Origin of the sequence: Methanoculleus sp. UBA303, from assembly GCA_002501655.1 — an archaeon.
Classification (GTDB): Archaea; Halobacteriota; Methanomicrobia; order Methanomicrobiales; family Methanoculleaceae; genus Methanoculleus.
This window is the reverse complement of sequence record DANY01000027.1, coordinates 1-24,355: the sequence shown is the minus strand read 5'-3', so window position 1 is coordinate 24,355 and position 24,355 is coordinate 1. Positions and strand designations below refer to the sequence as shown.

General features: G+C 61.4%; 18 protein-coding genes. 13 read left to right on the top strand and 5 right to left on the bottom strand.

Annotation, left to right across the window (positions count from 1 at the left end; genetic code table 11):
• The first annotated feature begins 231 nt into the window (after nucleotides 1-231).
• Both BP846_RS05600 and BP846_RS05595 read left to right on the top strand, forming a co-directional pair.
• Entirely contained in the window at nucleotides 232-3,780 is a 3,549-nt protein-coding gene (locus BP846_RS05600) for a hypothetical protein (protein ID WP_292393253.1), read from the top strand.
• Nucleotides 3,777-4,064: an acylphosphatase gene (locus BP846_RS05595; protein WP_292393252.1), complete on the top strand. Its 288-nt coding sequence runs from the start codon at nucleotides 3,777-3,779 to the stop codon at nucleotides 4,062-4,064. The genes BP846_RS05600 and BP846_RS05595 overlap by 4 nt, the downstream gene beginning before the upstream one ends.
• Here the strand turns inward: BP846_RS05595 and cas1 are convergent.
• On the bottom strand, nucleotides 4,046-4,981 hold the full coding sequence (gene cas1 / locus BP846_RS05590) for a CRISPR-associated endonuclease Cas1 (RefSeq protein WP_292393250.1): 936 nt from the start codon (nucleotides 4,979-4,981) through the stop codon (nucleotides 4,046-4,048). The genes BP846_RS05595 and cas1 overlap by 19 nt on opposite strands.
• A gap of 292 nt (nucleotides 4,982-5,273) precedes the next feature.
• Between cas1 and BP846_RS05585 the strand changes: the two genes are divergently transcribed.
• The 10 genes from BP846_RS05585 to BP846_RS05540 all read left to right on the top strand — a co-directional run bounded on the left by BP846_RS05585 (nucleotide 5,274) and on the right by BP846_RS05540 (nucleotide 20,024).
• On the top strand, nucleotides 5,274-8,798 hold the full coding sequence (locus tag BP846_RS05585; protein ID WP_394339960.1) for a molybdopterin-dependent oxidoreductase: 3,525 nt from the start codon (nucleotides 5,274-5,276) through the stop codon (nucleotides 8,796-8,798).
• A 12-nt stretch (nucleotides 8,799-8,810) separates the two neighbouring features.
• Nucleotides 8,811-10,580 carry a hypothetical protein gene (locus BP846_RS05580; RefSeq protein ID WP_292393247.1) on the top strand — a complete coding sequence of 590 codons (1,770 nt, stop codon included), beginning with the start codon at nucleotides 8,811-8,813 and terminating at the stop codon, nucleotides 10,578-10,580.
• Nucleotides 10,581-10,616: 36 nt separating this feature from the next.
• On the top strand, nucleotides 10,617-13,205 hold the full coding sequence (locus BP846_RS05575) for a PEGA domain-containing protein (protein WP_292393245.1): 2,589 nt from the start codon (nucleotides 10,617-10,619) through the stop codon (nucleotides 13,203-13,205).
• Nucleotides 13,202-14,419 (top strand): purple acid phosphatase family protein, encoded by a 1,218-nt coding sequence (locus tag BP846_RS05570; protein WP_292393243.1) that lies wholly within the window; start codon nucleotides 13,202-13,204, stop codon nucleotides 14,417-14,419. Before BP846_RS05575 ends, BP846_RS05570 begins: the two co-directional genes overlap by 4 nt.
• 5 nt (nucleotides 14,420-14,424) lie before the next feature.
• On the top strand, nucleotides 14,425-15,255 hold the full coding sequence (locus tag BP846_RS05565) for an argininosuccinate synthase (protein ID WP_292393241.1): 831 nt from the start codon (nucleotides 14,425-14,427) through the stop codon (nucleotides 15,253-15,255).
• Nucleotides 15,252-15,821 (top strand): molybdopterin-dependent oxidoreductase, encoded by a 570-nt coding sequence (locus BP846_RS05560; RefSeq protein WP_292393239.1) that lies wholly within the window; start codon nucleotides 15,252-15,254, stop codon nucleotides 15,819-15,821. Before BP846_RS05565 ends, BP846_RS05560 begins: the two co-directional genes overlap by 4 nt.
• Complete coding sequence (gene wtpA / locus BP846_RS05555) at nucleotides 15,818-16,837, top strand: tungstate ABC transporter substrate-binding protein WtpA (RefSeq protein ID WP_292393237.1); 1,020 nt, start codon at nucleotides 15,818-15,820, stop codon at nucleotides 16,835-16,837. The genes BP846_RS05560 and wtpA overlap by 4 nt, the downstream gene beginning before the upstream one ends.
• A gap of 165 nt (nucleotides 16,838-17,002) precedes the next feature.
• A complete protein-coding gene (locus BP846_RS05550) occupies nucleotides 17,003-18,292 on the top strand; it encodes a phenylacetate--CoA ligase family protein (protein ID WP_292393235.1) in 1,290 nt (429 codons plus the stop codon).
• The gene (locus BP846_RS05545) at nucleotides 18,292-19,593 is read left to right on the top strand and encodes a phenylacetate--CoA ligase family protein (protein ID WP_292393232.1); all 1,302 of its coding nucleotides are present in this window, start codon (nucleotides 18,292-18,294) and stop codon (nucleotides 19,591-19,593) included. The genes BP846_RS05550 and BP846_RS05545 overlap by 1 nt, the downstream gene beginning before the upstream one ends.
• The gene (locus BP846_RS05540) at nucleotides 19,593-20,024 is read left to right on the top strand and encodes an ACT domain-containing protein (RefSeq protein WP_292393230.1); all 432 of its coding nucleotides are present in this window, start codon (nucleotides 19,593-19,595) and stop codon (nucleotides 20,022-20,024) included. Before BP846_RS05545 ends, BP846_RS05540 begins: the two co-directional genes overlap by 1 nt.
• 6 nt (nucleotides 20,025-20,030) lie before the next feature.
• On the opposite strand, the gene BP846_RS05535 is transcribed toward BP846_RS05540, so the two are convergent.
• The 4 genes from BP846_RS05535 to hxlA form a co-directional block, all read right to left on the bottom strand.
• Entirely contained in the window at nucleotides 20,031-20,393 is a 363-nt protein-coding gene (locus tag BP846_RS05535; RefSeq protein WP_292393228.1) for a P-II family nitrogen regulator, read from the bottom strand.
• Entirely contained in the window at nucleotides 20,390-21,112 is a 723-nt protein-coding gene (locus tag BP846_RS05530; RefSeq protein WP_292393226.1) for a DUF1538 domain-containing protein, read from the bottom strand. The genes BP846_RS05535 and BP846_RS05530 overlap by 4 nt, the downstream gene beginning before the upstream one ends.
• Before the next feature lie 5 nt (nucleotides 21,113-21,117).
• Nucleotides 21,118-21,813: a DUF1538 domain-containing protein gene (locus BP846_RS05525; protein ID WP_292393224.1), complete on the bottom strand. Its 696-nt coding sequence runs from the start codon at nucleotides 21,811-21,813 to the stop codon at nucleotides 21,118-21,120.
• Nucleotides 21,814-21,886: 73 nt separating this feature from the next.
• Entirely contained in the window at nucleotides 21,887-23,176 is a 1,290-nt protein-coding gene (hxlA, locus tag BP846_RS05520) for a 3-hexulose-6-phosphate synthase (RefSeq protein ID WP_292393223.1), read from the bottom strand.
• 164 nt (nucleotides 23,177-23,340) lie between these two features.
• Here hxlA and BP846_RS05515 point away from each other — a divergent pair, with 164 nt between their 5' ends.
• On the top strand, nucleotides 23,341-24,303 hold the full coding sequence (locus BP846_RS05515) for a TIGR03557 family F420-dependent LLM class oxidoreductase (RefSeq protein WP_292393221.1): 963 nt from the start codon (nucleotides 23,341-23,343) through the stop codon (nucleotides 24,301-24,303).
• Nucleotides 24,304-24,355: the final 52 nt, after the last annotated feature.

Below are 24,355 nucleotides of genomic sequence, written 5' to 3'. Positions count from 1 at the left end.
GCCTCACCTGCCTGACCCTCACTTGTGACATCAACCCCACGTTAAGCATTCCATTCAAGGTGCTGCAAGGGACCCTTACCGTCCACCATATAACCGATATTTTTGAGGATCTCTCTGATTCCCATCGAAAAACATTCTTGCAAGAGGGGGGCAATCTATATATCCGATAATGGATATGCATGATGCAGAACCCACTGGAGAGCGCTGATCAAAATGGATGGAAAACTGCAGATGAAACAGAAGATCAACTCCGCTATCTCTTCGGGCGATCTGCGTGAGCTTGAAAAGGTAGTTTCAGACATATCGGAGACACAGACAAGGAAGGAGAAGAAATCACTCTACGAGCAGATGAATGCCGCTCTGGTAACAGCGGCGTTCGAAGAGGGCCAGCCTGAACTCTTAAGCCAGCTCGTCGAACCAACAAAAGAAGAGGTATTTGCCCTCGCACAGCGTGCTGCCGGGAGTTACAGCCAGGATAAGGATGAAGCATGGTTCCGGGCAATTTTTACCCTGGTCGACAAACTCGACCGTAAGAGTCACCAGTCCGATATCCTTGCCGGGATATCCCGCAACCTGGTCCAGGTCGGGGTTGATACGGGAGACATTCACTTTATTGAAAAAGGAGGGGAGGCTTTCGATAAGATCAGCATCCGTAAATACCGCTCGGCAATCCTCTCCGAGATCATACCGCTCTTCATCCAGTACGGACAGAAATACCGGAACGTCGATATCATGCGGCATGCCCTCCAGCTCCTCTCTGAGATCGGCGATATATCAAAACAGTCACAACTCCATGCCGATGTGGCCCGGGCGATCGCCGGTTCCGGTATCGAGTCCGGCAACATCAGCCAGGTGATCAGCGGGCTTCTGAGTGCCACTGAGATCAACCAGAAGATCCGGCGCACCAACTCGATTGCCGATATTGTGGATGCCACCTGGAAGTCATCGTTGAAGAAGGAGATCGCTGATGTCGAGCAGGTCATAGACTCCCTCTCGGGTATCCCGGAAGAGCGGCTCACCGAGACCCTCGCGATCCTGACCGAGCAACTTCTCGACCACCAGCGAGACAAGAAGCAGGTCTACACCAGACTGCTCAGGATCGACGACGAGAAACCATGGGCAGGCCAGACCCTCGTCCTCGAACTCCTGAAGAAGGCAGAGCGGAGCGGGGAACGCTGGTATCTCGAAAAGGCGTTCGAGTTCAATGCCCGGAGCACATTGGAAGCCCAGCTCCCCATCGAGGAGATTGTCCTCTCCGGGATCGCGGTCGTCGAGAAGAGCGGCAACCCGACCATTCTCCTCGACATCACGCCCCTGATCGATGAATCCTGTGACGCGGCGAAGGCGGCCCAGCTCTACCGGCAGATCACCGACGCACTCTCCCGGATGGGCGACTTTTACCATGCGATCGAGGTCATGAAGAAGGCCAGCAGCAGCGCCCAGAGGATCAACGCCCAATTTTTCGATACCAGTGTCCGCCTGACCAAAGAGGGTATCCGGCGCGACGAGATCGACCTCGTCCGCGAGAATATCCTCGCCACACTGGAGATCAATATTGCCGAATCGCTGGTACACCAGGCGGTGACCGACTTCTGCAAGGAGTACGACTTCGATGAGGTCGTCAGGCACATACCAGCCATAAAGGAACTTGTGAGAACGCATCGGGCACAGGACCCCCTGCTCTTCGAGTGCAACACTATCCTGATCGAACGGGGGTTCGTCCGCCAGAAGGACCCATCGGCCCTCGTAGATCTGGTGAACCAGATAGGTGAGCCGGCCCTGCGCGAGCAGGCAATCTCAACCATCGCCGTCGAGATGGCACGGATCGGCGTCGCCCGGAAAGACCGAGATCTTCTTCGGCATGCGACCGGGCTCACCTGCGAGATCATGAACCAGCAGGCACGGGCCGAGGCGATGGGCGGCATCGTAGACCAGGCAGCGGTGCTCGCTGTGGAGGACGGTGACCTCGACCTGCTTCACGGTATGCGGGTCCTCTCCACAGCCCTGCTGGAGCCGGAGTACTGCCTCTTTGCGATGGGCAAGGTTATCCACGGCCTGATCATGTACGGGATCGAGCAGCTCTCGCTCCGGGCGCTGGATGAAGCGGCCCAGATACTCTCCCAGATCACTGATCCTTCCCTCCAGCAGCAGTTAGTCGACCCCCTCATCGAGGGCTACATCCGGGTCGGGAGCCTGCAGGCGGCAGACCAGCTCTCCCGGGGAAAGGCCAGGATCTTCGACGGCATGATGGAACCGTTCGAGATCGCGCTTGCCCTCCTCCAGTCCAGCACCCCGCCCGAGGATGTCTCGATCAAGATAGCAAGCTACGTCGACATCATGCTCGAGTACACGCAGGTCTACGCAAGCCGGATATTTGCTGTCCCCATGACCCTCTTCTCACTGGAGATCGAGGGGGATTACGAACGGACCGCCATGATCCAGCGGATTCTCACCTTCTTCACCAACTACACGAAGGAGTTCGACTCGGCCGACCCCTACGAGGTGACGGCTTACCTGCTCGAGGGCATCGAGGGGGCGACGGTAGCGCCGCCGGCGCTCGAGCTGATGTACCGCCTCTTCGAGCATACCGGAGATATATATGCCCGGTATTCCGGTATGTACCGGATCGTAAGCGCCTACTCGGCCCTTGGCAACGAGGAGCGGGCCGAAGAGATCATCCAGAGGCTCCACGAGACCATCGGCACCATCGCCGAGCCATCAATCCGCGTGATCATGCTCTCCGACCTCGCCGGGCTCATGGCCCGGATCGACCACAGTGCAGCCAGGGGCTACCTTGCCGAGGCACAGGGGATGCTTGAGTTTGTCGGGCCGGAACGCGAGGCATTCGTCAGAAAGAACCTGATATATGCCGCAAGAAGCCTCAACGCCGTCAACCGGCAGGAGAAGGACGTCGACTGGGCGGTAGAGCAGGTCGGCAGGATCGAGGATCCGGTCGAGTATGTAGACGCTCTGGCGGCAGTCTTTGACATGGTCAGCGAACCTGCACAGAGAAAGGAGATCCTCTCGGCCATGTGCCATACCGTCGTGAGCATCCCCTCCCCCTATATCCGGCTCTCGATGCTCTTTGATGTGGCGCAGTTCGCCGAGACCTACGGCGACGAAGAAGAGATCGACGAGCTCCTGGACGGTATGGAGAGAACGGCCGGATATATCCAGATCCCGTTCATCACCGCCATGACGCGGCAGCGGATGGCTCAGATGCTCTTCTCATTCTACCGGAAGAGCGGAAAACCGGCCGTCCAGCAGCGGGCTATCGAGATCGTCTCCGCAATCGATGACGACCGGATCCGGTACAGCCTGATGGTCCAGCTCGAACAGGCGATGCCCCAGTCCTGGAAGAACACAGTCTACGGCAGGATCCTCGACTGCCGCGACAAGATCCGGAGCGGTGAGTACACCACAAAGGACATGGTCACGCTCGACCGGGCTATCAGGGCGGCGCCTGACCGGGCAAAGCGGGCGACCTACTACACCGAGATCTACCTCATCGCCAGGAACGCGGGGCAGCATGATGTCGCGGACAGGATGCTTCTCTGCGCGCTTGAAGAGGCGCGGATCATCAGGCCGCTCTCGCGGCGGGCTTTTGTGCTCGGCGATATGGCGTGCCGGATATACGCAGAGCGCTACGAAGACCGGTCGAGGGAGGTTCTCGACATGGCCGTGGGCGAGGCCCTCAACATCCGCGACTCGACGATCCGGGACGATGTCTACGACGAGCTGGATATGTCCATGCGGATCATCCAGGAGCACTGGCTGTGAAGACGATCGAGATCAGGATAACCGGGAGGGTGCAGGGTGTCGGGTTTCGTGCATGCATTAAAAGGATCGCCACCAACCTCGGCATCGGCGGCGAGGCGATGAACCTTCCCGACGGGAGGGTGCTCATCACCGCAACCGGCGAACCCGTCATCCTCGATAAGTTTGTCTCCATGCTCTACGGGTGCCCCCGGGTTGTCATCAGGGATCTCTTCCAGGGGGAGATCCCCCTTGCTGTCTATCCGGAGTTCACGATCCAGCGGGGCGCCTACCAGTACAGCACGTGAAATTCGGCGTTCGTGAGGAGCGCATCCCGCAGTATGTGTACCTGCGTATCGATCCGGGGCTGGTCGATAGTTTCGCGGAGCGCAGCGACAAACCGGGCCGAGAAGTTCCCGTCAAGATAACACCTTTTTTCACTGCATTCGTAATCCTCGCCCGAGACTTCGTCCCGGGCAAACCGGAGGACAGTGCGATCCACCATCGCTGCTTTCTGCGGTTCGATAAAGTCCTGGACGAGGCTCCCGGCCCCTTCGTGGAGCATGCCGAGGTCGGGGTCGAGGTGGGCACCGACCAGGGAGACGCAACAGTTGCCGTAGAGCATCGCGTACCCGAGTGAGAACATGACGTTGACGGGGTCGAGATAAGGGCGGATCGTCCTGCGCCGGAACCCGAGTTCCGGCGGGAGCGTGCGGGAAAGGATCTCGTAATACATATCGGCGGTCAGGCGGGAGAGCCTCCGAAGTTCCTCCATGGTGACCGAGGCCGCAAGTTCCTCCCTGACCTGGTGGAGGAAGTCAAGTTCTCCGGCGTAGAAGATATCCTGCCCGGAGCGGCCGTAGAGTTCCTCGAGGAGGAGGAGCCTCGACTGGAGGCCGGCCGTTGCGAGCGGCTGCGCGAACCGGTGGGGGGCGGCCTGTTCCTGGGCAGTGCGCACCGCCTCATCCGGCCGGTAACCGTAGGGATAGAGGTACCCGACAGGCGTGCCGTCGATATCAAAGAAGGTGATGACAGCGCCGGCTTTGAGGAGGTTCGTCACCGCCGATGTGTGCAGGGTATGGCCGCCGACGACCAGGAGGTGTTTCACCGCCTGGAGGGGGTAACGCCGGGTGGTGCTCCCGTGCGCTATGACCAGTTCCTGTGTCGTCGCCTTGATGTGCCCCCCGTAGCCGAAGACGGGGAGCCAGGGTTGGGTTGCTGTCATCCAATCACTCTGGAGATGAGTACTGGGCGGTTTTTGGTGATTAATGCATCGATTCGCCGGAATACGGCGAGATTCTTGGGGGTGGGGAACGGGGCAGGTTTGAAGGGAAGGCGGCCGGGAAGTTAACTGCACCATATTAACTTAATCTGATTAACTAAATGCAAACTATATTCATAGCAATAACCTAGATTTAAAATATTCTTCAAGCCAGCGGAATGTTGAGAAGGGGTATGAAGAAAAATCAGGTGATTTTATGGGTTATTTGGAAAAAAGGATTCAGTACGCTCTACTCGTGCTGATGATATGCTTGCTGCTGGTACTGCCGGCAGCGGCAGAGACGCTCGATACCCCGGGTGTGAGCCCGGCGGAGAGCCTTATAAACGATACAGTCGCCTCTGTAGCGACGCCTTCTGCGACGCCCGCGGAAGAGATGACTGTGACACCTACGGAGGAACCGGATGAATCATCAGTGCAGACTCTGGCGCTGACCACAGATCCGGTGATACTCTTTAACGGCACGGTCATGCTGACAGGCGGCACGTTCGAGTGCAGTGTGGGCGACAAAGCCTACACCGTTCAGAACAAGACCCCGCTCGGGGCCCTCCAGGCAGTAGCGGAACGCAAGGGCTTCACGTATAAGATTACCGACAAGCGATGGACCGAAGATGAGGTTCTCCTTCTAGATGATGTTAATGAGTACACAAGAGACACCGGCAAGTGGGTCTGCTACGTCAATGGCGTCAAGAAGGATGGATACGGCAACAAAGATAATGCTCTCAATGTTCTAGCGCTTGCCGATGGTGACAGGGTCATCTTCTGTTACGGCGCCGACCCGATGCCGGAGGATGCATCGGTGCTGATCAAGATCACCGTAGGTATAGAGGACTCAGAAGAGCCACCAGTGCAGCCCACCAGCTGGACCGTCACGCTCAAGGGCGCGTTAACCGAGACCGTCGATCAGAGTTACTTCGAGGAAGGGATCACCCACGGACATACCGCCACCTACACCGATGAGAACGGTGGCGAGTGGAAGGGCATGCCCCTCTGGTATCTCGTCGGCCTCGTCGATGACGACCTGAAGCACGGCTCCGGGGCGTTCAACGAAGCCCTCGCCGAGAAAGGCTACTCGATCAAGATCACCGCCGGCGACGGCTACTCGATCAACTTTGAAGGCGCAAGCGTCGCAAAGAACAACAACATCATCATCGCAAACACCCTCAACGGCACTCCGCTCCCCGAGACTATCGGCGAGAAGAACAAACCCTGCTGGCCACTCCAGTTGGTCGGCTCTGACGTGAACTCCGGCCAGAAGATCGGCAGCGTCGCCACGATCGAACTCGTCGGCCTCCCGGAAACCTCTGATGAGTGGGAGATCACGCTCGCGGGCGCGTTCAACCGGACGGTCTCGCAGGCAGAGTTTGAGGACTGGGTCAAGTGCCACGGTAAGAGTTATACCGACTCCAAAGACCGGGTATGGACCGGCATGCCGCTCTGGTACCTGGCCGGTGCCGTTGACGATATCGAAACCGGCAGCCACTGGACGTTCAACAACACGCGGGCAGCCGCCGGGTATACCGTGCGGGTGACCGCGAGCGATGGGCTCACCGCCACCTTCGAGATCTCCGATCTCGCCCGGAACAACTCGTTCATCGTCGCAGATAAACTGAACGCAACAGCGCTTACCGCAGATAACGGCGGGCCGCTGAAGTTTGTCGGCCCCGGTCTTTCCGGGAAGCAGCAGGTCGGCAGCATCGTATCGATCGCCCTCGAAGGGCTGCTGGACGAGAGCGCCGAATCTGAGTGGACGCTCTCTCTTGAGGGGCCGAAGGTTACGGATCTCTTCACAAAGGAGGTGTTCGAAGAGTGCGAAGCGTGCAGCCACCACACAAAGACCTACAACGACGGGGTCAGCACCTGGACTGGCGTCACGTTAAAAGCCCTCTGCGGCTGGGTTGACGACGACGTCATGCACGGCTCGGGAGCCTTCAACATCGGCCTCGCCGAGATCGGCTACACGGTGATCGTCTCCTCCGGCGGAGATAATCCCTACAGCAAGGAGTTCGCCAGCCAGGATATCCTGGCAAACCCGGAGAACTACATCGTCGCAAGCAAGGTCAACGGTACGGCGATCACCGGGAGCGCCTACCCGCTCCGTCTTGTCGGTGAGGGCGCAACCGGGAGCAAGAGCGTCGGGAACATCCAGAGGATCCAGCTCGTCGACTTCCAGAAGCCAACAGAGCCCCCGTCCATTCGGATCGTCAGGTACGCCTCCGACGGCAAGACGGTCGTCGAAGAGACGACGAAGACTGTTCCGTGGATGGAGGAGGACCTGAAGGTCTACGGCGCTCCGGATGGCATCAGACTCCGGTTCCAGGGCCCCACATTCGTCCCTGACGACCTCTGGAACCCGGCCGAAGACATAAACCCCGACAAAGTCGACGAAGTCGTGAAGGGGACCGCAATCAAGGACCTCTGCGACCTCGTGGGCGGCGTTCCCGAGGGAGGCGAGGTTGTACTCCTCGCATCCGATGGTTACAAGGCTAAACTCAACTACACCAACCTCTATGCACCGCTCGACCGCCAGGGAGAGGCGATCGTCGTCTGGTGGACGGAGCGGCAGGGCTACGTGCCCGACTACCGTGACGGCCCGCGCCTCTTCTTCAACACGCCCGACGGCGTCTTCGGCGCCGACGACATGCGGACGTGCCTCGCTGAAGACTACTGGCACTACTACTGGGACGACGGTATCCAGTACCCCTCGGCAGCCGGCGTCTCCAATAAGCACATCTCAACCATCGAGATCAAGGATGCCCGCGAAGACTGGACCCTTATCCTGACCGGTGCCATCATCGACACCATCAGCCGATCCTACTTCGAGTCGGGCAAGGCCTGCTCCATGGGCAGGCATAGCGCGACATGGACAGACGGCGACGGCCATGTCTGGTCGGGGATGCCGCTCTGGGTCCTCTGCGGCTGGGTCGACGACGACAACAAACATAGTGCGGGGACGGAACCCTTCAATACGACTCTCGCAGATGCCGGCTACAACGTCACCATCATCGACTACGGCCCGGACAGGAGAAAAGGCACTGCGGACGATTATTCCGTCGAATTGAACAGCTCATTCATCAAACAGAACAAGAAAGGCATCATCGTCGCAGATGAGGTCAACAGTACAGCGCTGGCAAAGGATGGCAAAAAACCTTCCTGGCCACTCAGACTCGTCGGTTCCGCCCTGAATAAAGGCCAGATGGTCGGCAGCATCGACGAAATAGAACTGACCGGGGTGCCCGTCCTCTATGATGCGGCGATCGCTCTTGAACCGGGCTGGAATTTCGTCTCCGTACCCAAATTGCTCGCCGCTGGAAAAGGCGATGCCACAATCTTTGCCAACGTCGACCGTGAGCAGCATAGTATCTGGCGGTACAATGCCGCGTTAAAGGACTGGAAGCAGATAACGGAGATCGACCCGGTCCTTCCACTTGAGGGCTACTGGATCTATTCGGCTCGCAGCATGAAGGTCCCGTTGTACTTTGACACTGACGCGATCAGGACTCCGCCCGCAAAAATGCTTGCCAGGGGCTGGAATGCTATCGGGTTCAGCGACACCGAACCAGCCACGGCGCGCGACACCCTCCTCTCGCTTGGAGATGCGTGGACGCAGGTGATCGGGCATAGCGCCAGCACACAGCAGTACGAGACATCCATCATACGGGGCGGATCAGGGAACCATGCTGATACACACGAGATGCTGCCGATGAAGGGCTACTGGGTCTACCTGCGCGGTGAGAGCGAACTCGCCGCTATCGGGGCATGATGGAGCGGATCCATGGATATCAGGTATATCATATCCCTCCTCATTCTCCTCTCTCTTGCCTGCACAGCAGCCGCCCTGCCGGTGCTCCCCGATGAATTTGCCGGCAGCGTCACGCTCGACGGGAAACCCGCACCCGCGGGAACCGTCATCACCGCCAGGATCGACTGGAACGAACGCGGCTCCACAGTCACCACAAAGGCCGGGGAGTATGGCCCCCTGGATTCTCCGGGTGTCCTCGCGGTCAGGGCAACTGAAGAGGATCTCCGGCGCTCTGGTTCCCCGATCATAACCTTCTGGGTGAACGGCCACAAGGCCGATCAGGAGGTCTCGTTTACCGGGGGAGCAACCCCGCGGCTCGACCTCTCGGCTGTCACCGGAGGGGGGGACGACCAGGTGCCGGTAGCGTCTGGCAGGAACTCGTTCGGAATTGAGGGTGTCGGCATCACGGACACCGACGGGGGGCAGCAGGTCGTCATCAATAACAGGACCGTTCTGGGCGGCATCACCACCAACGAGACCGCCATCACCCTGAGCAATGTGGACGGGTGGGAGGAAGTGGTCATCTTCACCAGGGAAAGGCCTGCCGGAGATTTACAGATCACCGGCACCATCGAGAGCGTCCATGCCCGAAGCAGCCCGATCAACACCGGATCGGCCTGGGCACAGGTCGACCTTGAGATGAGCAGGCACCCCGGCTCAACCGCTCAACTCAACACGACAATCTATCAGAACCCCAATACCGACGAACAGGAGGCATTTGAAACCGTTGTTTACCAGATGACGGGCAAGAACATCAACAGCTTTGCCTATGTCCTGAACATACAGAAGACCAACGTCGCAAACGAAGGGGACGGTGGCATCATCAGGGCCGCAACGATCAGGATGGCGGCCAGCCCCGAATGGGTTGCCAGCATGGGCGGCGAGGAGAACGTCGTCATCCTGCGGCAGGCCGACGACGGCATAACGACCCGGCTGGATACATGCTACACCGGTCGCGATGCTGCCGGGAACTACATCTTTGAGGCCGTATCCCCGGGCGGCCTCTCAGCATTCGCGCTGGTTGCTACAAAAGCCCCGGGCAGCAGTACAGGAGACGGTAGCGGCCCCGGCACCACGTCTGGCGGAGGCGGAGGATCCTCCAAAGACCCGGGATCGCAGCTGGTCTATGACCCCAGTGCCCCCGAGGTGCATACCGGGCGCGTATCCCTTACCACATCACCGACCGGGGTGGTGCTTGAGTCCGTGACGATCAGGACTGCCGACGAGACCTGTGCCGTGGCGATACGGGAAGGCACCACCGCGCGCGACGCGGACGGCAACCCGCTCGGCGAGGTGACCACTACGAGGATTGCCCCAGCCGACGTTCCGGCGGCTCCGCCGGGAACGACGGTCGCTATCGCGCTCTCGTGCGGCCCTGCGGGCGCCACCTTCAACCCGCCGGCTGTCCTCACCTACACCCTCTCCGGGGAAGAGTGGGCGAAGATCGACAAGGGTGCCACACCGAAGGTGATGTGGTACAACCCCGAGACCGGGAAGTGGCAGGATGTTCCCGCCACGGTGGACCCCGCCACGCGGACGGTCACCGCACAGATCTCGCACTTCAGCATCTATGCTTTGGTATGGACCGCCCCAGAGACGGTGGTGGCAGGAGCAGAGGGGACCGTGACTCCAGGCGGAGAGGCAGCCGGGGAGCCCGGTCCTGTGTTCCCGACCTGGGCGCTGGCTCTCGTTGTCGTGCTGATCGCCGCACTTGTAGCCTTCCTCGTTATGAGGAGAAAGTAACTACCACCCCTTTTTCGGGCATTCAAGAGTAAAACCATGGTATCAGCGCACACACAAGGCTCCTTCCGGCGCCTGATCATCCTCTCGCTCTGCCTGCTCCTGGCACTGGCAGCCCCGGCTACCGCGTCTCCGACGACCGAACTCCGCATCGCAAAGATCGCAGCCGACGGGGTCACCGTCATAGATGAGAAGACGGTCGACTACCGCTGGCTCGAGCGGAACCTCCCGGTCCAGGGTGACGGCGTGACCCACTACTATCACCAGGGGCCGGTGTTTAAATTGGCCTGGGAAAAAAAGCATCCCGACGAGCCCTACAATTTCTGGAACCCGGAGGAGGATATTAACGCTTTTGATGAGAACGAGAACCAGAATCTGGATAAGGATATGGGCGCGGTGAAGGGGACAGATCTCAAATATATCTGCGAACTCGTCGGTGGAATGGGCAAGGAGGGTACCGTCAGGGTCCGGGCGGTAGATGGGATGTCAAAGACATTCCCCTACAGAAATGTCTATGAACCGGAATCACGCCAAGGGCCGATGGTCGTCACCTGGTATCGGGCCGAGGACGGGTATGTCCCCGACTACTACACCGGGATGCGTCTCGTCTTCTTTGCGGATACGTCGACCAATCCCTACGGTAACCACACCTTCGGCATCTGGGATATGCACGAGTGCTTCGATGAGGAGGACTGGTACTTCTTCCAGCCCGATCTCCCCACCACCACGGGCCTCTCCGTGAAGTATGTGAGCGAGATCATCATCTACAGCGATGAAGAGCCAACCGGGAGCATCTACGTAAACTCGACTCCCTCCGGGGCCACCGTCTATATCGATGACGAGAAGGCCGAAGGCGTGACCCCCTGTACCCTCTCCGGCATCGAAGTTGGTGGCCATCAGGTCCGGGTCGAGTTAGAGGGGTTCGTCCGGCCGGATGAAAAGCAGGTCACCGTCGTCGCGAACACCATCGCGGAGGTCGATTTCAATCTCACCGCTGAGACCGGGAAGATCGCTGTATCCTCGGTCCCGACGAACGCAAGCATCTACTTCGACGGGAACACCACAGGGCTCTTTACCGATGCGACCCTGGATGATATCCTGGTCGGCGAGCATACGATCGAACTCGTCATGCCGGGCTACCGGAATGCCACCCAGATGGTCGATATCAAGAAAGAGGAGTGCAGCATTCTGGATGTTGTTCTCTTCCCCGAAAACAGCACACTTCCTGAATCCTTCCCCGGAATCGGGAGTATTGTTATATCTTCGGTCCCGGCGAACGCGAGCATCTACCTCGACGGAAGCGCGACGGGGAGCCGGACCAACGCGACCCTGGAAGCGGTCCCGGCCGGCGAGCATACGGTCGAACTCGTGATGCCCGGCTACCGGAACGCCACCCGGACCGTCACCGTCGAGGAAGGTGGGCATACCACCCTTGACCTGCTCCTCTCCCCGGCAGGCGGTGAGGCTGGAGCGAACACCACGGGCCGCGGTGAACCAATATCCGGGCACCCGGCACCGAACAACCCCATAGAGGCTTTCGTCGAAGCCGTCCTCGCTTTCGTGAGCAGACTGTTCTCGTTCTTCGGAATGGGAGAGGCTGCGATAACCCCGCCGGGGCCGGAGAGCGCCCCAGTCCCCGGCGAAGGTGCGATAACCCCCGTGCCGACCGATACCCCGGTGCTCCCCGCACAGGCGCCGGGTGAGACGCGGAGCATGGAGAACCACTCCGGCGGGCTCTACATCGACTCCTACCCTCCGGGCATGGCGATCGTCATTGACAACAAAAAGCTGGTCTGGAAGACACCTCAGGTCGTCTACGGCCTTCGTGGAGGCCTGCACACCATCAGTGTCGAGGAGAGCGACCCTGATAGGAACAGGGAAGATTCCGGCTACCGGTTTGAGGCGCTCCAGGCCTGGGTTTACCCCGATGCGGTCGCACCGGTCCTCCTCGACGGCCTGACAAACCAGATCAAGAAGACCGTCCGGATAGGTTCGGAGACCTATCAGGGCGCGAAGTTTACGGTGAACGGAGTCTTCCCGGCCGGCACCATCCCGGGCGATGCCGGGGTCGAAGGCGCAAAGTCCTGGATCACCGTCTTCTGGAACGGAACCTACCGCTCACACGCGATCCCCTCAGGCATCGCGACCGGTGAGACGTACACGGTAGAACCGCAGAACGGAGATGTCGTCCCGATCAGCATCCGATCAAGCCCCCCGGGTGCCCTGGTCTTCATCGACGGATTTCCCACCGACAGGGTCACGCCATGCCGGGTGGATGGCCTCTCCCCCGGCCAACACCGTATTCTGGTCTCGATGCCCGGCTACCTCCCCGCCGAAGAGGTCATCAGGATACCAGAGAAAGCCAAAACCGGCGGCTCTATCTCCTGTACACTCCGGGAGTACACCCACGGAGATCTCCTCGTCGAGAGCACGATATCGGAAGCGAAGATCTACCTTTACGGCCGGTATACCGGGGAAAAAACACCGCACACCTTCCCCGGGATGAGCATCGGCACCTATGAGGTCAGGGTCGTCTCTGAGGATGACTCCAGGACGATCGATGATGTGCTGGTGACGCCGGGAGAGACGACGCGGCGTATGGTGGCTCTGAAGGAGGAACACCGGTGAGCAGATACCAAAGCCTCCTCCTGGTGGCCGTGCTCCTCGCGCTCCTCGTCCCGGCGGCATCGGCCGCCATTGTCTGGGGCCCATACGTCACGAACACCACCACCGGTTCGGCGACGGTCAACTGGAAGGCGACCGGCGAGGGAGCAGGGTGGGTCGAGTACGCTCCCAAGAGCGACGGGAGCAGCGAGGTCTGCCGCGTGGCCTCGTCCGGGGAGGGAAGCATGCACCGCGTGCAGCTCACGAACCTTTCGCCTGCGACAACCTACAACTATCGGGTCGGCACCGGGGACGAGACAACAGAGAATTGCAGATTTTCGACATTCGGGAGCCAGTCGTTCTCCTGCATCATATACGGTGACACCCGGGCACAGAAACCCTTCTTCACCCAGACCGAGCGGCACGCCCTGGTAGCGGAGAGGATGGCCGCGGAGGAGGATATCCTCTTCGTCATCCACACAGGCGACTTTGTCTGCGACGAGACAGAATGGGACGACTTCTTCGCGGCCGCAGGACCGGTGCTCAGGAACACGACCCTGGTACCGGTGCCGGGCAACCACGACGGCTCCGTGGAGGCGTTCTCGGCAATCTTCGGCCTCCCATCCTACTACTCATTCGATGCCGGCAGCCTCCACGTGACCGTCCTCGACAGCAACGACCGGGCATGGGCAGACATGGACACACAGACCGCATGGCTGGAGAACGATCTCGCGTCCCCCCTCCCCCGGAAGATCGTGACGTTCCACCACCCGCCGTTCAGTTCCGACCGGAGACACCCCGGAGGAGATCAGGCGATCAGGGCCGAGTGGAGCGACATACTCTCGCGCAGCGGTGTAGACGCCGTCTTTAGTGCCCATACCCATGCCTATGAGCGCTACCGGGTAAGCGGGACAGAGTATGTCGTCGTCGGGTGCGGCGGGGCCCCGCTCTACCCGCTCGCGGAGGAGAAGCCTGTGGGCTACCAGGCGGGCCGCGGGCAGACCCTCGGCTACGTCCGGGCCACCGTCAGCCCTGAGTCGATCGATCTCGGGATGGTGGCGGTCGCGGAGGTCCCGGAGGCAGACGACAAAGAGATGACGATGTTCCCGGCAGGGACCGTCATCGACGCTGCCCACCTCCCGGCGGATGCCGCACCGCCGGAGAAAGCTCCTGGCGGGTGGTGGGTCGTGCCGGCAGCCCTCCTCGGCGGTGCGGCGCTATCCAGACTACGGAGATGATGATAATGCGTACACAATTACCATGGATGCTGCTTGCGCTTCTCTGCGTGAGCATGCTGGCGGTTGCCGCATCGGCGGCACCGACGACCGGACTGCACGTCACAAAGATCGCGGCCGACGGGCAGACGGTCCTGAACGAGACGACAGTCGACTACCGCTGGATGGAGGAGAACCTCCCGGTCCTCGGGGACGGCGTGACCCACTATTACCACCAGGGGCCGGTCTTTGAGGGAGACAAATGGGATCCTCTGGAGACAACGAACTTCAAGGGCAGGGGGGCCGTGAAGGGAACGGATATCCGTGACCTCGCCGGACTGGTCGGCGGCGCCGAACCCGGCGACGAGATCATGGTCCGGGCGGCCGACGGCTACCACGTCGAATTCACCTACCGAAACATCTACGAGCCCGATCCCCGCCAGGGGCCCATAGGGATCTGCTGGTACAACGGCGCCGAGACAGGGGCAGGCGAGAGGCAGGGGTGCGGTTACGTCCCAGACTACTACACAGGGATGCGCCTCGTATTCTTTGCCGATAACTCGACAAACGCGGAAGGCCTCCACGTCTACGGGAACTGGGACATGCACGAGACACTTCCTGAATCGGCCCAGCATTTCTACGACCTCTACCCCTCCACCGGGGGCCTCACGGTGAAGTGGATAGATGAAGTCCGGGTCTACACCGGCGGGTTCCAGGGCGAACGGGGAGCCCTTGCGGGCTCTCTCGACGGTCCGGCGACGAAGGCGACGACGGAACCAGCGAAAACCCCGCTCCCCCTCGTGGTGACGCTCGCCGCTGCGCTCGGGGCAGCGGCGCTTCATGTCCGGAGAGGAGCATGATCCCGGTGCGCCGGATCTACCCTGCCCTCCTCACGGTGGTACTGATCGGTGCCGCGGCACTCGCGTCTGGATGCCTCGGCACGGCGGCCGCTGACGACTACCCCGCCTGGAACCTGACGCTTGCCGGGGACCAGGAGAAGGTGCTCACACATACTGAGATCCGGGCGCTTTCAGCCGTCGAGGGCTACGGCTACTCGGTCTCGACGGTGGGTATCAAGTACGGCCCGAACCGCTACCGCGGTGTGCTTCTCACCGATCTCGTCGAGATGGCAGGCGGTGCCGGCGCGGACGACCTGATCTATGTCTCCGCAGACGATGGCTACCTCTGGGTCTTCGATGCCGGGCAACTGAAGGGCGAGGGATTCTTCACCTTCGATGAGAACCTCCGGGAAGTCACCCCGCCGCCGCTCCGCGTTATCCTGGCCTACGAGCAGGACGGAGAGCCGCTGGCCTACGAAGATGGCGGACCGCTCCGCCTCGTTGTCATCACCGAGAGCCCCGACGTCATCACCGAAGGGAGCTCGTGGGTGAAGTGGGTCGACCGGGTCGAGGTCCATAAAAAATGAGCCGCCCTGCGGTAATCGCCGTGCTCGCCCTCGCCGTGCTCGCGGCATCTGCAGGCTGCACCGATCCCGGCCCGGAGCGCACCACGCTTATGGTGATCCCGGCCGGGAGCCTCCTCTACCCGCTCGAGGATATAGAGGCCGCCTTCGAGAGCCAGCACCCGGATATCGACGTCCGCATCGAAGGGCATGGGAGCATCCAGGCCATCCGGCAGGTGACGGACCTCGAGAGGGAGGTCGACGTTGTAGCAGTCGCGGATGCCTCACTGATACTGGATATGATGTATACACCAATGGGCGAGGGGGAGGAGAATTATACCGACTGGTACGTCTCCTTTGCCGGGAACGAGGTGGTGATCGCGTATACCGACCGGAGCTCCGGGGCAGACGAGATTACGGCGGAGAACTGGTACCGGGTCCTGGCCCGTCCGGACGTGCGGGTAGGGTTCTCAAACCCCATGCTCGATGCCTGCGGCTACCGGGCGATCATGGTGACAGCGCTTGCACAGGAGCATTACGGTGAGCCGGGGCTCTTTGGGGCCGTCATCGGCGGCTCCTTTGATCCGCCGATCGCAGCAGTCAGCGTGGATGGGGTAACGACGATCACCCTGCCGGAACGGATGAGGCCGGCAGGCGAGAAGGTCGCCATCCGGGACGGGAGCATCTATCTCCTCTCGCTCCTCGATGCTGGGGGGATCGACTACGCTTTTGAGTACCGGAGCGTCGCAGAGGAGCACGGGCTTCGGTGGATCGATCTCCCCCCCGAGATCAACCTCGGTTCTGCAGAGAACGCCGACGACTACCGGAAGGTGCATGTGACCCTCGGGTTCCAGCGGTTCAGATCCGTCGGAAGCGAACGGGTCGGCCAGCCCATTGTCTATGCGATGACCATTCCCGCAAACGCGCCCCACCCGGGCGAAGCAGGGATGTTCGTGGATTTTGTTCTGGAAGCGTTCCAGGAAGGGAGACCCGGGTGGCCCGGGCCGGAGACTGCCACAGTGTACCATGCCACAGGCTAACAAACCTTTTCCGCACCGACCACCCATGTAAAGGTACAGTATACCCGGCGGTATGGTTGTTGCGCAGGCATCTGTCAGGCCGCCGGGATCCTTGGCAACCATATACCAACATGCGGCCAGCGGGGCTCGCTCTCTGCCCCGCAAGTCGTATACTGATGGGATACTATGTTCTGGAACAGAGCGATGGAGACAATCCGGCCTGAGGAACTCGCGGATCTTCAACTGAAGCGGCTTAAATGGACGCTTCGTCAGGCACAGGAAGTTGGGCTATACCAGAGAAAGTTCAAAGAAGCGGGCGTCTCGCCGGACGACATCAAGACGCTCGACGACGTGGAGAAACTTCCCTTTACATATAAGAAGGAACTTCAGGCCGGGTACCCGTTCGGCCTCTTTGCAGTCCGTTTGAAAGAGATCATCCGGATCCACACCACATCCGGCACGACCGGGAAACCGACCGTCGTCGGCTACACCCGGCAGGACCTGGAGAACTGGTCGGACCTGATCGCACGGAACATGACGATGATCGGCCTTGGAGAGGACGATATATTCCAGAACGCAGTCAATTACGGCCTCTTCACCGGAGGGCTCGGGTTCCACTACGGCGCCGAGAAGGTCGGCATGACCGTGATCCCGAGCGCGACGGGGAACACCCGTCGTCAGATCGAGATGATCGAGGACTTCGGAGTGACCGTCCTCCACTGCACACCAAGTTATGCCCTCCACCTTGCCGAGGTGGCCGAGTCGATGGGAAAGACGCTCGATAGCCTGAGGATTGGGATCTTCGGAGCCGAACCCTGGTCGGAGAACACGCGGGCGGAGCTCGAGCGGCGCCTTGGGGTGAAGGCCTACGACAGTTACGGGCTCTCGGAGATGTACGGCCCGGGGGTGGCGTTCGAGTGCCCGGAGAGGAACGGGCTCCACCTCTGGCACGACTGCTACCTTGCAGAGATCATCGACCCGAAGACGGGCGAGCGGCTCGCTCCCGGTGAGCGGGGCGAACTCGTCATCACGCCGCTCGTCAAGGAGGCCCTGCCGCTCGTCCGCTACCGCACCGGCGACGTGACCCGGCTGATAGATGACGGGTGCGCCTGCGGGCGCGGGCAGAAGATCGAGCGGATTACGGGCCGTAGTGACGATATGCTGGTCATCAGGGGGATCAACGTCTTCCCGTCGCAGATCGAGCACGTGCTTCGGTCTCTCCCGGAAGTCGGGGAGCAGTTCATGGTCTACGTCGACCGCACAAGACACCTCGATGAGATGACGATCGAGGTGGAGATGAGCAGAGCAGGTTTCTCCGGGGAGCTCCAGGACCTCGCCCGCGTCCAGAGGAAGATCGCTGGCGAACTCCACAACACGCTCGGGCTCCGGACAGCAGTGAAACTGGTGGAACCCGGATCGTTGCCCCGTTTCGAGGGGAAGGCGAAGCGGGTCATCGACCGCCGGGGGGCCGTCTGATGGCACCCTGGAACCGGCAGGTGGAGGAGATGCCGCCCGATGAACTGCGACGGCTCCAGTACAGGCTCGCGAAGGCGCTGGTCCAGCGTGTCTACGAGACAAGCGAGTTCTACCGGCGGCGGATGAAGGAGCATGGAGTCCGGCCCGACGATATCAGGTCGCTTGCGGATATCGGGAAGCTCCCGTTCATGTACAAACGGGACCTCCGGGACAACTACCCGGACGGGCTCTTCTGCGCGCCGAAGGAGGAACTGGTCCGGTACCACGTCTCTTCGGGAACGACCGGAAAACCGACCGTCGTCGGCTACACCCGGCACGACATCGAGAACTGGAGCGAGTCGCTGGCACGGGGATTCTCCTCCTGCGGCCTCGGGCGCGGGGACGTGCTCCAGGTGAGTTACGGCTACGGCCTCTTCACCGGCGGCCTCGGCGTCCACTACGGCGCCGAGAAGGTCGGTGCAACCGTCCTCCCGACAAGCGTCGGGAACACCGAGCGGCAGATCGAGTTGATGCAGGACCTCCACACTACCGCCATCGCCTGCACACCCTCCTATCTCCTTCACCTGGGCGAAGTTGCGGAGAAGATGGGCGTCTCTATAAGGGACGACACCGATCTCCGGATCGGCATCCTCGGCGCGGAACCCTGGTCGGAGCAGATGCGGAGCCGGATAGAGGACTGGCTCGGTATCCGCGCCTACGACATCTACGGCACGAGCGAACTCTCCGGCCCGATGTTCACCGAGTGCTCCGAGCAGAAGGGTATCCATATCTGGGGCGACCTCGCCCTCGCGGAGGTCGTCGACCCCGAGACCGGCGAGGTGCTTCCGCCCGGTGAGCGGGGGGAACTGGTCATCACCATCCTGCAGAAGGAGGCGTTCCCCATGATCAGGTACCGGGTCGGGGACATCACCGTCATGGACGAGGAGCCTTGCGCCTGCGGGCGGACCCACCCACGGATCCACAGGATCCAGGGGCGTGTGGACGATATGCTGATCGTCCGGGGCATCAACGTCTTTCCGTCGCAGGTGGAGCATGCTCTGCTCGAGATCCCGGAGGTCGGCAGGCACTTCCAGATCGTTGTCGACCGGAAGGGTGCGCTCGATGCCATGCTCGTGCGGGTGGAGGTGAGCGAGGAGGCGTTCTCCGACAAGATCACCGATCTTATGATGATCAGGAAGATGGTGGAGCACCGCCTGCGGAGTTCCCTGAACGTGGGCGTGGACGTGGAACTGGTCGAACCGGGAACCCTTCCGCGCTTCGAAGGCAAGTCGAAGAAGGTCGTTGACAGGAGGTCATTGTAATGGAGAAATCGTATATAGTCAAACAGATCTCAATCTTTTCGGAGAACCGCCCGGGACGCCTCGCGGCAATCGCCGGTGCGCTTCGGGATGCGAAGATCAACATCTTTGCGTTCAGTATCGCCGAGGCGAACGGGTTTGGGGTCGTCCGTGCGCTCGTCGACCGGCCGGAGGATGCCCATCGGACGCTGACCGATCTCGGGTTCCGGGTCTCGTTCACCGATGTCATCGGCGTCAAGATGCGCGACGAGCCCGGCGGTCTCTCGGAGGTCGCGTCGGTCCTCGGGGATGCCGGGATCAACATCGAGTACGCCTACGCATACTCAGGCAGGGACGGGGCGGTCCTGATCCTGCGCGTGGACCAGGTTGAGGACGCCGTCCGGCAGATCCTCGACCGCGGCGGGGAACTCCTCAAAGCGTCTCTCTTCCGGTAGCCCGGGTCAGACCGGAGCCCGGGGCACCTCCGGGCCCTCGTCTTTCCGGAACATATGAACCCTTCCTGCAACGCGCCGAACCGGTATGACGAACGCAAGGCCCATCCCCGGCCGGTCCAGCTCTGCGGCGGCGACGATCGCATCCAGCACCGCGTCGGTTCGGGAAGCAGCGACGATCGTCAGGACGATCTCTTTCTCAGGCTCGATGGCGATGCCAAGAAGGGTCTTCACCTCATGGATCCCGGTCCCGCGGCCGAGAAGGATGGTCCCCCCCTCAGCCCCGGCACGGCGGGCCGCCGCGATCACCGGCTCGGACCAGCCTCGCTTCACAATCGTGACAATCAGTTCGTTATCGTACTCGCTACTCATGTCTCTTCACCTCGTGTTCTCCGGTAGAGGATGCCGAGCATCAGCACCGAGAGGATGGGTGCAAGCGCTATCAGCGCGATCAGCCCGAAGCCGTCAGTGACGGGGTTGCGGCCCTCGATCCCTGCCGCGACCCCGACGGCGAGGGAGAGGAGGAAGGTGACCGCCATCGGGCCGGTGGCGACGCCCCCTGAGTCGAATGCGATTCCGATGAACTCCCCATCAGAGAGCAGGAGAAGGATGATGACGAGGAGGTAGCCGGGGATGAGGAAGGAGAGCAGTGGGATGCCGTAGATGAGACGAGCCATGCCGAGTGATACGGAGACGGCGACACCAAGGGAAAGTGTGTAGAGGATCAGCGATTCCCCGATGTAGCCGCCCGACGACTCTTCGACCTGGTAGCAGAGGACCCGAACCGCCGGTTCTGCGTAGGTGGTAAGAAACCCCAGGAGAAACCCGAACGGGATCAGCAGCCACCGCTGGTCGAACGCGGCGACGGCCTCCCCTATCTCGCGGCCCGCCGGGAGGAACGCGACGTTGACACCCTGGAGGAAGAGGACCATGCCAAGGAACGCGAGCAGGATGCCCTTTGCGAGGTTCACGACATAGACCCGCGGGAGTTTCAGGTAGAGAGCCTGGAACACCCCGAAGAAGAGGAGCAGCGGGAGGAGCGCCCGGGCCACCTCGATGATAATCCGGTCCACGCCCTCAAAGAGCGTCATCACGGTCAGGAATAGATCACCCCCATCACCATGACGCCAAGGATGGGGCCGAGTGAGGCGAGCCCGATCAGTCCGAAGCCGTCCGCAAGGGCCGATCGCCCGGCAAGGACCGCACTGACACCGATCCCGAGGGCCAGGATGACCGGGACAGTCAGTGGCCCGGTTGTCACGCCGCCCGCATCAAACGCGATGGCAAGGAAGTCCGGCGGTGTAAAAAGCGCAAGGAGGAGAATGCTACCATATCCAGCGGCGAAGAGGTAGGCAATAGGGACCCCGAAGATGATCCGGAGGACCGCCACGGCGACGAAGAACCCGACGCCGACAGCGATAACGATGATCAGGGGCTCCTCCGGGATGCCGCCCCGGGAGACGGTATCGACCATGCCTGCGAGGACACGGACGTCGGGCTCCGCGATGGTGGCAAGGAACCCGAAGAGAAACGCTCCGGCAACGACCAGGGCTAGCGAACCCCGAGCAGGAAGTTCAGCTCCGATCGCCTCGCCGATAGGGAGAAGGCCCGCCTTCACGCCGGAGAGAAAGAGCGCGATCCCGAGAACGACCATACCGCTCCCGAGCAGGAAGTGGAGGAGAGCGGACGGCGGAACCCCGAGCACGCCGACCTCGATGACGACTATGACGAGGATGATAGGGAGGACTGCACGGAGAACCTCAATGACCTCCTCCCTGATACCCTGCAACATACTGCTGCTCCTCCCCGGGTGCCGGGGGATCGGCCACTGTGTCATGCTTGCAAATAAAGGCAGTGTCCGCCGATCAGTGCCGCTTCTCCCACTTCAGGAGTTCAGCTACCTCCGAGAGTGTCCGTCCACGCCGGATCTCCTCGCGGATCCGCTCCTCGGTCTTCTTCACTTCCACTGCCCGGCGTGCGACCTCGTAGGCCCGCTCCCGGGGGACCACCACGACCCCGCTCTCGTCGGCGACGATCCAGTCTCCCGGCCTGACCTCCTGCCCGCAGCAGACGATCTCGGTGTTGATCTCTCCAAGACCTTTGGGATCCCCGGCGTTCGGGGCGGTTCCCCGGACGAAGACCGGAAACTTCATCTCTCTGATGTCGTCGACGTCCCGCACCGCCCCGTCGATCACGATACCCGCGATCCCCCTGTTCCTCGCGGAGTGAGTGGCAAGTTCTCCCCAGGGTGCGACGTCCGTCCTCCCATCGTTGCTGATGACGAGAACGTCCCCCGGCCCGGCGACGTCGATGGCCTCGACGGGTTTTGCCCAGTCTCCGGCGATGGTCCTGACCGTCACCGCCCGGCCGACCGCTTTTGCCCGGCCGCATATGGAGACGATACCGGTCATTGCCCCCTTCCGGTGCATGGCGTCGGTGACATTCGGCGCAGAGACCGCTTCCAGAAGGCGGCGGATGGCGGTTTCCGGGCTCTCCTCCTCCCGCGGCCGGATCTCGGGCCGGTCGATAGCGTCCCTGACCCGTTGCGCCGCCCCGGTCACATCGGCGGCCTTGATGATGTTCCCGCCGACGATGACGATCGAGGCACCGGCGGCGACCGCCTCAGACGCGGTCTCTGCATCGAGTCCTCCCGCGACGGCGATGGGCGTGCTCACCTCTCCGGCAAGGCGCCGAAGGAGGTCAAGGGACGACCTCCCTATCATCTGCTGGTCGATGCCTACGTGGGCGTTGATGTAGTCGACGCCGAGCGCCGCAAGTTCGCGGGACCGGGAGACGGGGTCCTCGACGTTGATGAGGTCGGCCATGATCCGGACGCCGTACTTGCGGCCCGAGCGGACCGCCTCGGCGATGACGGTGTCGTCGGCGTCGGCGAGGATGCAGACGATCCCCGCACCTGACTTCGCAGCCATCTCCACCTCGACGGCCCCGGTGTCGGCGATCTTCATGTCCGCTACGATCTCGTGGCCGGGGAAGCGCTCCCGGAGCGTCCGCACGGCCTGCATGCCCTCGCTCTTGATCAGGGGGGTCCCGGCCTCTATCCAGTCCGCGCCACCACGGACCGCCTCACCTGCGATCTCTACCGCACGATCGAGCTCGAGGAGATCGAGCGCCACCTGGAGAACCGGCGTTGCCATACTGTACTGTATGGCAGAGATTGTATTTATCTGGTGATGGGCCAGGAGATACTTATATGCTATAAAGTGATCGAGGTAGCCGGTGCCCACGCTGTGCCTATGCCATATCCTGAAGAAGGGCTGCATACGGACGGCCGTGCCGCCGGCACGGATGTGATTGAAGGATGGTCGGAATTGGTTATAAACTGGCGAGCGAAGAGCACGGGCCCCTCGACCTGGTCTGCAACGCTCGCCAGGCGGAGGATGCCGGCTTTGCGTTTGCCATGATATCGGATCACTACCACCCCTGGACCGCCCAGCAGGGAGAGAGCCCGTTTGCCTGGGGGGTCATCGGCGGGGTCTCCCAGGTGACGGCGGACCTCCGGCTGGTGACGGGCGTCACCTGCCCGACGATACGGATACACCCCGGCATCATCGCTCAGGCGGCTGCGACCGCCGCCGTGATGATGCCCGGGCGGTTCATCCTGGGTCTCGGATCGGGGGAGAACCTCAACGAGCACATCTTCGGCGACCGCTGGCCCCCGGCACCGATACGGATAGAGATGCTTGAGGAGGCGGTCGAGGTGATCAGGACACTCTGGAAGGGGGGCATGCAGGACTACTACGGCTCTTTCTACACCCTGGAGAACGCCCAGGTCTTTTCGCTCCCGGAGAAACTCCCTCCGATCTACATCGCGTCCGAAGGCCCGATCAGCGCTTCCCTGGCCGCGCGGGCCGGTGACGGCTTCATCAACCCGGGCACAAACGCAGAAGAGAGCCTCGTCGTCTTCCGGAACTCCGGGGGCGGGAATAAACCGGCATACGTGGAGATATCAGTCTGCTGGGCGGAGAGCGAGGAGGAAGGGCAGATGACCGCCTACGAGCAGTGGCCCATCGCTGCAAACAAAGGAGAACTCAACCGGCTCCTCCCCACGCCGGCACATTACGAGCAACTGGCGGAGATGGCGACCCCGGAAGATGTGGCGGAGAGCGTGCCGTGCGGCCCGGACCCGGAACCCTACATCAGAAAGATCGAGGAGAGTGTCCGGATGGGGTTCGACCACGTCTGCATCCACCAGATCGGGCACCAGCAGCAGGAGTTCATGGAGTTCGCGACGACCCGGATCCTGCCGCACTTCCAGGAGTAACGGTGACGCAGGGAGTAGTGCAACGATTCCAAATTATCGGACTTATTTAGTA